The sequence below is a fragment of the Trichococcus flocculiformis genome (genome assembly GCF_900113645.1).
In the GTDB taxonomy this organism is placed as follows: Bacteria; Bacillota; Bacilli; order Lactobacillales; family Aerococcaceae; genus Trichococcus; species Trichococcus flocculiformis.
Genome location: NZ_FOQC01000009.1, coordinates 1 through 13,214, shown reverse-complemented (window position 1 = coordinate 13,214; position 13,214 = coordinate 1). Strand labels below are relative to the sequence as shown.

The 13,214-nt window shown below is 46.1% G+C and carries 12 protein-coding genes and 3 tRNA genes; 3 read left to right on the top strand and 12 right to left on the bottom strand.

The genetic code is table 11. From position 1 onward, the window contains the following. Positions 1-34: 34 nt before the first annotated feature. Complete coding sequence (locus BMZ71_RS05345) at positions 35-1,222, top strand: amidohydrolase (RefSeq protein ID WP_086988871.1); 1,188 nt, start codon at positions 35-37, stop codon at positions 1,220-1,222. A gap of 357 nt (positions 1,223-1,579) precedes the next feature. Here BMZ71_RS05345 and BMZ71_RS05340 read toward each other — a convergent pair whose 3' ends face one another. From BMZ71_RS05340 to BMZ71_RS05330, 3 genes are all read right to left on the bottom strand, one after another. Next, positions 1,580-1,996 (bottom strand): methylglyoxal synthase, encoded by a 417-nt coding sequence (locus tag BMZ71_RS05340; RefSeq protein WP_068562318.1) that lies wholly within the window; start codon positions 1,994-1,996, stop codon positions 1,580-1,582. A 689-nt stretch (positions 1,997-2,685) separates the two neighbouring features. After that, positions 2,686-4,122 (bottom strand): 6-phospho-beta-glucosidase, encoded by a 1,437-nt coding sequence (locus tag BMZ71_RS05335; protein ID WP_086988870.1) that lies wholly within the window; start codon positions 4,120-4,122, stop codon positions 2,686-2,688. A 14-nt stretch (positions 4,123-4,136) separates the two neighbouring features. After that, on the bottom strand, positions 4,137-4,376 hold the full coding sequence (locus BMZ71_RS05330; protein ID WP_086986978.1) for a SemiSWEET transporter: 240 nt from the start codon (positions 4,374-4,376) through the stop codon (positions 4,137-4,139). A 228-nt stretch (positions 4,377-4,604) separates the two neighbouring features. Between BMZ71_RS05330 and BMZ71_RS05325 the strand changes: the two genes are divergently transcribed. Beyond that, positions 4,605-5,498 carry a MurR/RpiR family transcriptional regulator gene (locus tag BMZ71_RS05325; protein WP_086988869.1) on the top strand — a complete coding sequence of 298 codons (894 nt, stop codon included), beginning with the start codon at positions 4,605-4,607 and terminating at the stop codon, positions 5,496-5,498. Between the two features lie 196 nt (positions 5,499-5,694). Here BMZ71_RS05325 and paiA read toward each other — a convergent pair whose 3' ends face one another. From paiA to BMZ71_RS05305, 4 genes are all read right to left on the bottom strand, one after another. Then, entirely contained in the window at positions 5,695-6,213 is a 519-nt protein-coding gene (gene paiA, locus BMZ71_RS05320; RefSeq protein WP_086943746.1) for a spermidine/spermine N(1)-acetyltransferase, read from the bottom strand. Between the two features lie 25 nt (positions 6,214-6,238). After that, positions 6,239-6,691, bottom strand: coding sequence for a MarR family winged helix-turn-helix transcriptional regulator (locus tag BMZ71_RS05315; RefSeq protein WP_086943745.1), 453 nt, complete (start codon positions 6,689-6,691; stop codon positions 6,239-6,241). A 312-nt stretch (positions 6,692-7,003) separates the two neighbouring features. Further along, a complete protein-coding gene (locus BMZ71_RS05310; RefSeq protein WP_086988868.1) occupies positions 7,004-7,360 on the bottom strand; it encodes a MerR family transcriptional regulator in 357 nt (118 codons plus the stop codon). Positions 7,361-7,377: 17 nt separating this feature from the next. Further along, positions 7,378-8,136 (bottom strand): carboxymuconolactone decarboxylase family protein, encoded by a 759-nt coding sequence (locus BMZ71_RS05305; RefSeq protein ID WP_086988867.1) that lies wholly within the window; start codon positions 8,134-8,136, stop codon positions 7,378-7,380. A 184-nt stretch (positions 8,137-8,320) separates the two neighbouring features. Here BMZ71_RS05305 and BMZ71_RS05300 point away from each other — a divergent pair, with 184 nt between their 5' ends. Beyond that, on the top strand, positions 8,321-9,298 hold the full coding sequence (locus BMZ71_RS05300; protein WP_086988866.1) for an aldo/keto reductase: 978 nt from the start codon (positions 8,321-8,323) through the stop codon (positions 9,296-9,298). A gap of 311 nt (positions 9,299-9,609) precedes the next feature. Here BMZ71_RS05300 and BMZ71_RS05295 read toward each other — a convergent pair whose 3' ends face one another. The 5 genes from BMZ71_RS05295 to BMZ71_RS05275 form a co-directional block, all read right to left on the bottom strand. After that, positions 9,610-11,160 carry a glycoside hydrolase family 32 protein gene (locus BMZ71_RS05295; RefSeq protein WP_086988865.1) on the bottom strand — a complete coding sequence of 517 codons (1,551 nt, stop codon included), beginning with the start codon at positions 11,158-11,160 and terminating at the stop codon, positions 9,610-9,612. A 21-nt stretch (positions 11,161-11,181) separates the two neighbouring features. Next, entirely contained in the window at positions 11,182-12,597 is a 1,416-nt protein-coding gene (locus BMZ71_RS05290; RefSeq protein ID WP_086988864.1) for a family 43 glycosylhydrolase, read from the bottom strand. A gap of 290 nt (positions 12,598-12,887) precedes the next feature. Further along, a tRNA-Leu gene (locus BMZ71_RS05285) sits at positions 12,888-12,971 on the bottom strand. Positions 12,972-13,013: 42 nt separating this feature from the next. Further along, positions 13,014-13,084: transfer RNA gene (locus tag BMZ71_RS05280), tRNA-Cys, on the bottom strand. A gap of 22 nt (positions 13,085-13,106) precedes the next feature. After that, positions 13,107-13,178: transfer RNA gene (locus BMZ71_RS05275), tRNA-Gln, on the bottom strand. Between the last annotated feature and the right edge of the window lie 36 nt (positions 13,179-13,214).

Genomic DNA, 13,214 nt, shown 5'->3' with positions numbered 1-13,214 from the left:
CCCTTTCCTATAAAGATTCAAGGAGGAATCATCCATGACCACCAACCAACAACAGATCCGCGAACAAGTTACCGCTATTTACGACTACATCATCGCCCTGCGCCGCCATTTCCACCGTCATCCGGAGCCGAGCCTGAAGGAATTCGAAACGATCCAACGCATCAAGGAAGAGGTCGAAGAAATCGGCGTGCCTTACATCAATGTCGGCAAGACCGGCATCTTGGCCACCTTGGAGGGAGGAAAAGGAGCAGGCAAGACCATTCTGCTGCGCGCCGATATCGATGCGCTGCCGCTGCCGGATGAAACCGGCAAACCCTACGCTTCCGTCAATCCCGGTTTCAACCATGCTTGTGGCCACGACGGGCATACCGCTTCCTTGTTGGGCGCGCTGAAAATACTGAAGGAACATCAGGATGAATTTGCCGGGACAATCCAGTTCGTCTTCCAACCTGCAGAAGAAATCGGCGCCGGGGCGCGCCAATTCGTGCGTGGCGGCTATATCGACGGCATCGACCATGTCTTCGGCATCCATCTGCAATCCGGCACGCAAGTCGGCAAAATCGTCGCTACACCGGGACCTTCCAATGCGTCTTGCGATATCTTCAAGATCAAAGTTTTCGGCAAGAGCGGACACGTCTCGCGTCCGGATCTGGGGCGCGACGCTTTGGTCAGCGCAGCCGCCATCGTTACGGAACTGCAGACCATCGTTGCCAGGGAAGTCCGTCCTACCGACGAAGTCGTTGTCGGCATAGGAGTGTTGCGTGCCGGAACGAACTACAACATCATCGCCAACGAAGCCGAAATCGAAGGGACCGTGCGTACCTTCAGTCATGAAGTACGCGCACAAGTTCTGGATGCCGTGGAAAGGATCGCCAAGAACGTTTCGGATGCGCACCGCACAACCATCGAATTCTCCAACTACGATGCCGCGGCACCGCTGATCAACGACATCCAGGCAGCCAACCATGCCATCAAGGTCGCCTCGGACATCGTTGGCTTTGATAACGTCATCACTGATAATCCGAAAAGCATGGGCGCCGATGACTTCGCGGATTACCTGGCGGTCGCGCCCGGAGTCTACTGCTTCGTCGGCACACAAAGCAGCGAAGAGACAGCCTATGGTCATCATCACGAAAAATTCGATATCGATGAAAAAGGCTTGGCGATTGCGACGGAACTGCATATTTCTTATGCACTGTCATACTTGAAAGAGCCTTTCTAATACAAGAAAAGCTGAACGGGTTCGTTCAGCCCTGAAAGAAATTTAGGAAATCGCGCCACGCAACGTTCCCTACGTTCACCTTGTACTGGGGCTCTAAGGGATGAATCCCTTAGAGTCCCATGCAACTGAGCATCGAAGAGCGCAATAGGACAGATTTATCTAATTTCCGAAGGGCTAACCCGTGAAGCTGGACATCATTTTAGGTGCATGAAACATTTTGCAAACTTGTGAAACACCTACGGTGATGCACTTTTCACTCTGGAAAATTTTATAAATTCCTATATGTCAAAAAAAATGCGCCGTTCCTTGGGACTTCCCAAAAGAGCGACGCATTTTTATATATTTCGGAAAATCTTGTCAGAACTGAATCGTGCCTTCCGCGTTGTAGAATTCGCGCCAATCGACGAAACCGGCATCCAGTCCGCGGAGCAGCACTTCGGCTGTACCGATATTGGTTGCCAACGGAATTTCATAGACATCGCTCAGACGGATCAAAGCGGTTACATCCGGTTCATGCGGCATAGCAGCCAACGGATCCCTCAGGAAGATGACCACATCCATCTCGTTTTGCGAAATCATGGCTCCGATCTGTTGATCCCCGCCGAGTGGACCTGACTTGAAGCGGTGCACATCCAGCCCAGTCGCTTCCATGATACGGGTTCCGGTTGTTCCTGTCGCGAACAATTCGTGTTCTTGCAGAATTGCTTTATAGGCGGTACATAACTGGATCATCAAATCTTTTTTACGGTCATGCGCAATTAATGCTACTTTCATCTGATTTCCTCCCTACCATTTTATAAGAACAGTATATCATTTCATGTGTTTTATGGTCGAACCGGTCGCAATATTTTTCTTTTTATTGCTAAAACAACCAAAATAAAGTAGGATTTCTTCATATTTTCTTCACAATTCAGGACTATTATACAGATAGGCCAATCACAACAATCTTTTTACTCTTCTTTACTCCTCCAAAGTAAAGAACAACTCCTTTATGCCACCGCTTAATGAGCGGTGGTTTTTTTGTTCATTCTGCGTAGACCGAATGCGGCAAGCTCCAGAAAAAACGCTCAACATCTGACAAATCGCTCTTCTGTCGGGCGTTCGCCCAGGACACTATCACGAATACCCGAGAGTTCACGCAACTGTCGACTGTTCGATCATCGGAAAACGTACAACACCTGACAAATCGCTCCCATGTCGGGCGTTCGCCCAGGACACTATCACGAATACCCGAGAGTTCGCGCAGCTGTCGACTGTTCGATCACAAAAAAAACTCACAATACCTGACAGCTCGCTCTTCTGTCGGGCTTTAGTCCAGGACCCTATCACGAATACCCGAGAGTTCGCGCAGCTGTCGGCTGTTCTGCATCCACAGCCTTTTGAAACATCGACAACCAGAGTTTTATTTGGCTACAAAAAAGGAGCCGTCTCATTTGTGTTTGAGACGGCTCCTGCCATATAATTTAAGCTAACTCTTCCCCATTGGAAGCGATAACCTGCTTGTACCAGTCGAAGGAATCTTTTTTGCTTCTTTCCAGTGTTCCGTTGCCTTCGTTGTCGCGGTCGACATAGATGAAGCCGTAGCGCTTCTTCATTTCGCCGGTCGTGAACGAGACGCAGTCGATGCATCCCCATGGTGTGTAGCCCATCAGATCGACGCCATCCTCTTCGACAGCTTTTTTCATTTCTTCGATATGCGATCTCAGGTAGTCGATGCGGTAAGGGTCATGGCAGCTGCCATCCTCTTCCTTGACATCGATGGCGCCAAAGCCGTTTTCGACGATGAACAATGGTTTTTCAAAGCGTTCATAGAACTGGTTCAAGGTGTAGCGCAAGCCTTCCGGATCGATCGCCCAGCCCCAGTCGGACTCTTCGATGAATGGATTTTTCACAGAATGTGCGCTGGAACCGTCCAGAGATTTCGATACATCCTTATTGACGGTCGAATCGACAGTGTTGCTCATGTAGTACGAGAAGCCGATATAATCCACTGTGCCTTCAGCCAAGGCTTTTTTGTCTGCTTCGGTGATGTCCAGATTGAAGCCTTTGCGTTCGAACATCTTCAAGGCGTAAGCCGGATAATGGCCGCGGCATTGCACATCGCAGAAGAACCAGCGATCGTGCATCATCTGGTTCGACAACACCATATCCGCTGGGCGGCAAGAATACGGATAGATCGGAACCATCGCAATCATGTTCCCGATTTGGAAATCCGGGTTGATCTCTTTGCCGATTTTGACTGCCAAAGCGCTGGCTACCAATTCATAGTGCCCACATTGGTACATCGCTTCTTCCGGATTCGGATAATCGCCAAAGTGCGCACCGGAGTTGGTCCAGCCGAAGATGTCGTTTTTGTAGTTCATTTGGTTATTGATTTCATTGAAAGTCATCCAATATTTCACTTTATCTTTGTAGCGCTTAAAGCAGACCTCCGCGAAGTTGACGAAGAAATCGATCGTCTTGCGGTTCATGAAACCGCCGTATTCCTTAGCCAAGTGGTATGGCATCTCAAAGTGGGAAAGCGTGATGACCGGTTCGATTCCGTATTTCAATAACTCATCGAAAACATCATCATAGAACTGCAGGCCTTCTTCATTCGGCTCTGCTTCATTGCCATTCGGAAAGATGCGCGACCAAGCGATCGAGGTGCGGAAGCACTTGAAGCCCATTTCTGCGAACAAAGCGATATCCTCTTTGTAGCGGCCATAGAAGTCGATGCCGATGTGGTTCGGGTAATAATTGCCTTCGACCACACCGTCCGTAATAACACGGGGAACGCCGTGCGCTCCGGCTGTCATGACGTCCGCCACGCTCAAGCCTTTGGAAGTATTCAGGACCCCTCCTTCAAACTGATGCGCCGCTAATGCGCCGCCCCATAAAAAATCTTTATCCAATGCCATAATGATCTCTCCTCTTATTTATATTTGATTTTATAAACCAAGATAATTGAAGCCAGTACCAAGGTGATGCCGTTCGCTGAAATGACGGCATAATCCTGGATGTTCCATCCGTGGATCAACCACAAAAATACGCCGACCACAAACATGGCGTACATACCCAACGAGATGCCGGAAGTATCCTTTGTTTTGATGATCTGCCACGCCTGCGGAACGAAGGACAACGTTGTTAAAACAGCTGCGATGAACCCTATCATTATATTCTCCCCCTACCGATATAGATGCGCGACTCAAATGACAAGTGAGACTGCTACATTCTTTTACAACTCGATTATAATGGATAGCGGACCAAAGACAATAACTTCTGGACACTCGGTAACACCGTTTACAAATTTTCCGTTTTTTTGATCCGGATTATCAAATAACATTCACAAATATGATAGGATAATAGTGAGGTTCAGAAGAAACACGTGAGGGGGATGCGGATGCTCATAAGAGAACGGCTGGAGAATTTTGATTTCTCGAACAGCGAACAAAAGATAGTAACTTATATACTGGAGAAGAAAGCGGCCATCGAGGAAATGACAACCAAAGAGATTGCCGAGGCAACTTACACTTCTCCTTCCACATTGGTAAGGATTGCCCACAAGATGAACTTCAGCGGCTGGAGCGATTTGAAGGAAGCCTTCTTGAAAGAAGAAGAATATTTGCAGAAACACTTCAGTGAAATAAACGCCAACCTGCCTTTTCACCGTAATGATACCATCATGTCGATTGCAAGTAAAATTGCTGCCTTGGAAAAGGAATCCATCGACGATACCTTGTCGCTGATCACCCATGACGACCTGCAAAAGGCCATCCAGATCATCAGGAAGTCTTCCTATACCAGTCTTTTTGCAGTCAGCAACAACCTTTTGATCACGCAAGAATTCCAACACAACATGTCGCGGATCAAAAAACGGGTGGAAATCTGCTTGCTGCAGGGTGAAACGATCTTCAAGGCGCACCTGGCTGATCCGTCCTCCTGCGCAATCATCGTTTCCTATTCCGGGGAAACTTCAATATTGAACGAAACGATCCAATATTTGAAGGCGAACAAAATCCCCATCATCGCCATCACCAACATCGGTGACAACACGACCGCCCGGCTTGCGGATTGCGTGCTCCGGATCTGCACAAGGGAGAAGCTCTATTCAAAAATCGCCACTTTCTCCACCGACAGCGCCATCGTTTACCTGCTGGACGTGCTTTATTCCTGCATCTTCGCGCTCGATTACGACGCCAACCTGCAGCTGCGGATCAGCACTTCCAAGATGATCGAAGCCGGCCGATCCTCAACGGTGGATATCATCAAGGAAGAGGACCACGTTTCTAGATGATAAAATATCAATTGTGTCCGTAAAAACAGCAAAAATAAGTTAGATTTTCTTCACGCTTTTTTCACACGTGGGGCCTATTATAAAGACAAGCCAATTAAACAATCTTTTTACCCTTTTCTCTTCTTTACTCCTCCAATGTAAAGAGCAACCGCAAAAAACCATCGCCCCTACCCGGTGATGGTTTTTTGTGTGCTGGTCAGCCCAGCTTCTTCGTCATGATGAAATCGGTCTGTTCATCTTCGCCCATAAAGAACGAATGCGAGCCGGTACGGACGAAGCCCATTTTTTCATAAAAAGCGATGGCATTCACATTGTGTTCCCAGACGCCCAGCCAAATCAGTTGCTTGCCCTGCGCGCGGGCGATTTCAATCGCTTTATCGATCAGATATTTCCCGAGCCCTCTGCGCTTGAAGGCCGGTCGGATATAGATCCGCTCCACTTCCAATGAATCGGCACCCATCTCTTCCGTCAAGGCTGCATCGACATTGAACTTCATATAGCCCGCAAGTTCCTCTCCGTCATACAGAAAATAGAAGGTCGAACCTGCAGTCGAAAGCTCCTCCTTCAGCTTTTCCGGATCATAGGCCTTATCCAGGTAAGCCTGCAGGTCTTCCGGCGTGTTGTGGGCCGCGAAAGTGTCCGTGAACGTTTCGATGCCGATTGCTTGAAGATCCGCCAAATCTTCGCTTCCGCATTTTTTCAGTGTGATTGCCATATATGATGCACTCCTTATCTTTGCTTCAGTAGTTTCGTTTGTTGCCTTTTTTCACGTATTCCCAGTCGCCTTCGACGTTTTTTCGGACCGTTTGGAGCAGTCCGCTGAGAACCGTCGCTTCCTCTTCCGATAATCCCTGCAGCGCCACCCGTTCCGAGTGCTCATTTTCCCTGCTGATGTTCGGGGAGATCGCTTTGCCTTTTTCCGTCGGGAAGATCCGTTTGATTTTTCTGTTAGCGGCATCGGCTCTCTTCTCGATGAACCCGTTCGCTTCCAGTTTTTTGATGGCGCGCGAAGCCGTCGTGCGGTCAACTTTGATCATTTCCGCCAACTTTTCCTGGATGATGCCCGGATTTTCGCAGATCCGGATGAGATACAAGTACTGCCCTCTCGTCAGGTCGTATTCCTTGAACTCGATGTTCGCGATCGAATCCAAAGCCCTGGCTATCATGCCGATTTCGCGGAGAATTTCCGCCATACAACTCACCTGCCTTCTTCAGGAAATTTAGATTAATCATAACGGTTTTTTGTTGCATTTGCAATAAAAAGACCTAAAGAAATAGAGAGGTCGCGCTCCAGATGTCGGATATTCCCAAGTTATCCGACAATGCGCGGCACGTTCTCTCTCAACTTGTCGGATATTCCAATGCATCCGACAATTATGATCATATTTGCTCTCTGTTTGTCGGATTTTCCCAGTTTATCCGACAACGCTCGCTGTCCCAGCGGATAACAAGGTTCCCAGGATGAAACTGGCACAAAAAAAAGAGCTGGAACAAAAGCCCCAACCCTATCCTTTAAGCATCCCATTATAATGATCTACTTTCCCTTTCATTTTTGCCAAGGTCTCCTGCAGTCCGAGAATTTTCTCTTCCAACAGGTCGCACTCGTCGACCCACAGATCCCGCCTGGCCGGAACGGTATGGAGACCTTCTCCACACAGCCGTACATAATCGATCAACGGTTCAATCGATACCCCCGCCGATCGCACCTCCATCATGAAATCCAGCCATTGCAGATCCTCATCCGAATACTCCCGGATGCCGCCTTTGACCCGTTTCACAGGAGGAACCAGCCCGATCCGTTCATAATACCGCAAGCTATCAATCGACACATGCTTCTCTTTGCTGACTTGAGCGATTTTCATCTTTATCCCCTGCGCTTTCAGCTTTCTTCCGGAGCGACTTCATTCAGACAATTCAACGCCGTTAACGTCCGCGGATACCCGATGAATGGCAGCAATACTGTGATCGTATCCAGCAGCTTTTGCTTGTCATTGCCGACGCGGAGGTTGTTGCGGATATGCCCCTTCATTTGCGGCTCAGCTCCGCCCATCGAAACTAGCATAGTAAAGATCAGCAGTTCTCGTTCCTGGATCGATAACCCGTTGCGCGTAAAGAAATCGCCGAAACAGTTATCCGCCAGAAAAGTGGCGAAATGCTTCTGGTTCTGCGGCATCGTGTTCAACATGTTGTCCACTGTATCCCCCGCAGCCTCGCGGACGATTTCCAAGCCCTTCTCATAACGGTTTTCGACAGTCGTGGCGGATTGTCCCTCCAAAGGCAGCACGATCCCTCTTTCCTCCAACACCTCATTTGTCGCATGCAGGAAATCGAACACTTTCCCCAAGCCGGCATAAGGGACGGCCTGATAGACGATCTCCTTCAGCTCAACCGGCGTGACGCCTACATTCAAAGCACCCTTCGCCATCGCTTTGAACTCGTTCACGCACTGCATGGCGATCAAAGCAGCCAACAGCACTTTCTGCCTTTCCTTCACATCCAAACTGGAGTATTGCAGCACTTCATCAAACGCGAAATTATCAAAAACTTCAATAAATTCCGGATCCTTTTCAGCCAATATCGACACGTGCCCAGGAAACAGTTCGTCATGGTTCTTTTTTGCAGTTTCGCTCATTTTCATCTTCCATTCCTCCTATTTCATATTTTTGTTACCCTCAGTTTAAATCCTGAAGTGGACTCCAAGTCAACCGTTACAGCAGCTATTGAATAATATTTTTTTATTAGGCAGAAAACACTTGTCTTGGAGTTAACTCCAACAGTTACAATAGGGGTATAATAAAAACAAATCTTTTGGAGGCGCTATCATGGAATATGTAAAATTAGGGAATACTGGTATGGAAGTCTCAAAACTCTGTCTGGGTTGCATGGGATTCGGGGAACCGGAACGCGGTCGCGAAAAATGGTCGATAGGTGAAGCGGAAAGCCGCGAAGTCATCAAAAAAGCTTTGGACTCCGGAATCAATTTCTTCGATACTGCAAACTTGTACTCAGCTGGATCCAGCGAAGAGATCGTCGGGAAGGCATTGAAGGATTTCGCCAACCGCGATGAAATCGTCCTGGCTTCCAAATTGTATTTCCCGATGTTCGACGGACCGAACGCGAAAGGTTTGTCCCGCAAAAGCATCTTCGCCGAAATCGATCACTCTTTGAAAAGATTGCAGACGGATTATCTGGACCTGTACATCATCCACCGCTGGGATTACGGCACGCCTATCGAAGAGACGATGGAAGCCCTGCACGACTTGGTGAAAATGGGGAAAGTGCGTTATATCGGAGCTTCTTCCATGCATGCTTGGCAATTTGCGAAAGCCCAATTCATCGCCGAGAAAAATGGCTGGACGAAATTTGTTTCCATGCAGAACCTGTACAATCTGCTTTACCGGGAAGAAGAACGCGAAATGATCCCTTTACTGCAGGACCAAAAAGTGGCGATGACGCCTTGGAGCCCGTTGGCGGGAGGAAGATTGACGAGGGATATCGGCGCCATCACAGCCCGCGCCAGCCAAGCCGTACAAGCCGATCTGCCTGCATACATTGTGGCTTCCGACAATGAGGTCATTTCAAGGGTCCATAAATTAGCCGATGAGCGCGGCATCACCCGCGGACAAGTCGCGACTGCCTGGATGCTGAGCAAAGACTACGTCACCGCCCCACTGATCGGCGCGACAAAAGTGAAATATCTGGATGATGCCCTAGGCGCATTCGAGGTCGCATTGAGCGCTGAAGAAATCAAGTACTTGGAAGAAGCTTATGTTCCAAGGAATATCACGGGATACAGATAGAAACGATGAGAGTCTGCGGATGGATGACTCGAGACAGTTTAGGCTGGGGGCGGCCATTACCTCCGATGAGGCGAGCTTCGCCGGAGGTAAGGAATCAATCCAGGCGCTCAGTTCCGGTTAAGAGGCGCTCACCGGAACTGATTGAAAAAAGACATCTGAGCTCCTGCGAACACTCGCTTCGCCGGAGTTCAGATGTTCTATGGTGAGAAGTAAGCTTGCCGCAAGCAGCCGTTGTCTTTTGGTATGGACGCCCTCTTAACCGCTTGAGTTTTACAGGTACCCTATGATCCATAAAAATGATTGAATAATTCTTATTTCCAAGTGGATTTTATAGAATGGATCTCAAGCGAATTTATTGTGACTTCACCATCTTCGACATAAAAATCCAACCCTCTGCTATCGTCTCGCGGAAAAATTAAATCTGTTATTGCATATTCTCCATTTTGTAAAAAAACTTCAACAGAATTTTTGTCGACCAAAATTTTTAGGTTGATCACTTTACTGTCATTGATTGAAACTGCGTGACGCCCATTAAAATAAGGACTGAAATACAATTCTTCTGACTGACTACGTTCAACAAACAGTTCATTTTTTGACTCAGAAAAGCCGATCACCGTTTCATCCTGATTTTCTTCAGACATTCTGACTTTGATTCCAAAATCTACCGGTTGATCTAGTTGAATTTCAGCATTCAGTTCAAATACATCGGCTTCAATCCCATCTAATAAATCAGCAGCTTTTATGGAATCAACTATCTGATTTTCAACCCTGAATAATTCCTTATCTCTAAGTGCGGTTAACTCTTCGACTGGATGCTGAAATAACTTTATGCTTCCGTCATCTGTAGTTTTTAATTCTAGCGACCTTGGAACGGACATTGAACCACGCCATTCCTCTGTAGGCACCCGGTTGGCATACAGCCAATTACTCATCCACGCGATCATGATTCTACGCCCATCTTTATCAGGAATATCCGAAAAAGATTGTCCTGCATAAAAGTCTGCGCCATAATCGAGCCAGTTGATATGGTCTGGTTCATCTATGCTTTTAAATGTTGTTCCATCAAAGTCACCTATGAAATATTGCGCACCGGAACCACCAGCAATGGCACCATCACCTATATCCACTTGTAATACCCACTTTGTATCATCAGAATCGCCATCAACCGGCAGTTCAAATAAATCAGGGCACTCCCATACGCCGCCTTGCGCACCTGCGCCCTCTCCAAACTCACTCATGAAATTCCAGTCAATTAAATTTGGGGAATCATAAAACATTACTTTTTTTCCTGCTGCGAGTGACATCACCCATTTTTCTGTTCCCTCATGCCAAAACACTTTTGGATCCCGAAAATCCTTTATCTCTGGATCGACAGGTATCACTGGATTTCCATCGTATTTCTCCCAGCTGCGACCCTTATCTTTGCTGTAAGCAATACTTTGCTTTTGTCCTTCACCGTTTTGTGTGTAAATCGCAACCAAACCTTCTCCACCGTCGAAAAATCCAGATGTGTCATTCCAGTCAACTACCGTACTACCTGAAAAAATCATTCCTAAATCATCGGGTTCTAAAGCAATGGGCTTATGGTCCCAATTGATCATATCTTTACTTATCGCGTGGCCCCAATACATTGGTCCCCATTCATTGCCACCTGGATTATGCTGATAAAACAGATGATATTCACCATCATAATAAACCATGCCATTCGGATCATTCAGCCAATTTTCTTCGGGTGAAAAATGAAACTGAGGGCGATATTCTTCAGCATAATAGTTTCTTGAAGTTATCAAATTAAAGATGACAAGTACTAAACTGGCTAATGCTATTAAACCGGAAAATAGAACAACGTGTTTTCTTTTCATTTTGATCTCTCCTATATTCTCTTATGATTCTATCTTTAATTGCCCTTCAATAGCCATGATTGCCCAATCACTATCCTTAGCTTGGTACATCCGATTTGAGAGAACAATTTCATCATCCAGATAGAGAACAACAATATCATCTTCTAAGACCAGTTTAATAGTTACACTTGATCGACCAGCAAAGTCAAAAGGCATTTCAGTTTGTGGAGCATAATTTTCCAGCCTATCTAAAGAATAATTATAGTATGCGACTGTATTTAGTTCTGTATCAAAAATAACATTTAGATCCGATTTGTTTTCTTTGCTGTTAAATTGAAAGGCCCATTTTTTTGTTTGTTCATCTAACACGACTTTTCCAGAATACAGAATGGTTTCCTCGTTAGCATCAAAAGTGATGGATTGGCCTTCAGGAATTGTCTGATTTGTGAAAGCTACCGTATTCACCTGTTCTTTAACACTTTCAGGCAACGTCGGCAATAGTTGATCATCCTTAGCTATCAATTCATGGACAGCAAGATTACCTGCCCAATTATAGTTTTGATTGTCACGATGTTGTTCTTTGGTTGGAATCCAACCCATTACATAAAGTTTCTCTCCATCTGTTTCTAATCTTCCAGCATAAAATCCAGAACCATCCCAATGATCTAAGTTGGTTGGTTTGACGAAAGGTCCATTGACACTATCCGCAATACGATAATGAACGACACGTTTATCCCATTGATCCGAAAAAGCCAAATACCATTTTCCTTCAAAATAAACAAGTGATGGACATTCCAAGTTGGAATCGTTTCCAAAATCATTTACAAAAAAAGTACCCTGATCTTCCCAGGTTATTAAATCCGTTGAAGTATATCTAGCAATAACGCCTGTTCCATTCTGACGTGCTGTAATGAGCATCCAATACTCCTGAGAATCTTCTTCGTAAAACACAAAGGGATCTCTGAAGTCATCCGCTTCATACTGTGCACTAGCGAAAAACGTGTGCTCGGGCTGTTTACTCCACTTGACTCCATCTTTACTGGTGGCATGCATAATTGCTTCCTTGGGTGACAATGATCCATTATGGCCGGTATAAAATGCATGATACAATCCATCTGAATCAATTATGACAGAACCAGTCCCTAAAGCTAACTCCTGATGGTTCTGATCATTTACAAATGGAATCACTTCACCATGATCTGTGTAATTAATAAAGTCAGTCGTCGTCATTAAACTGATCGGATGAAAACCAGTCTGATCATCTCGTAAGTCTTCTAAATAATAAATCATAAATTCTTCACCATTAAAATAAGGCATCGGATCCCCAACAAAGCTCTCATTTGAGCGTGGATAAACTTGTTGGATCGTCGTCTTATTAGAGAAAATATCTGTTTTGATTGTCAAAATCAACCCTCCAATGAAGATAGTGCCTAGACCAATACTTAGCCATTTTTTCAATTTAGCCCCTCCTACTATTTTTTGGAAACGTTTCCGTTTTTAAATATAACATTTTAAAGTTAAATTGACAAGATTAATTCATTTGTTTTTACTATAATATTTTTTATCTTATTATTATATAAGCTGAATACTGACACCTAGATAGCCACAAAAGCGCAAATTATACTATTCTCAACAAAACGAATATGGTGATGTGAACTACTCCCGCAAGTTATCACTCCATACCAGGCACGCCAAAAAACAAGCCCAGAAAGATGGAAACCATCTCTCTGGGCTTGTTTCTTTTGTGATACCGGCGGCCGGGGTCGAACCGGCACGCCCTCGCGGGCACTGGATTTTGAGTCCAGCGCGTCTGCCAATTCCGCCACGCCGGCATGATTATGAAGAATGCAATGTTCCATTTTGTTGTTATGGAAAGGCGGTAACCGGATTTGAACCGGTGATAGAGGTTTTGCAGACCTGTGCCTTACCACTTGGCTATACCGCCGAGATGTTGCTATTTGAAAAAACTGGGCTAGCTGGATTCGAACCAACGAATGACAGAGTCAAAGTCTGTTGCCTTACCGCTTGGCGATAGCCCAATAAGAGGGCGACTGATGGGAATTGAACCCACGAAT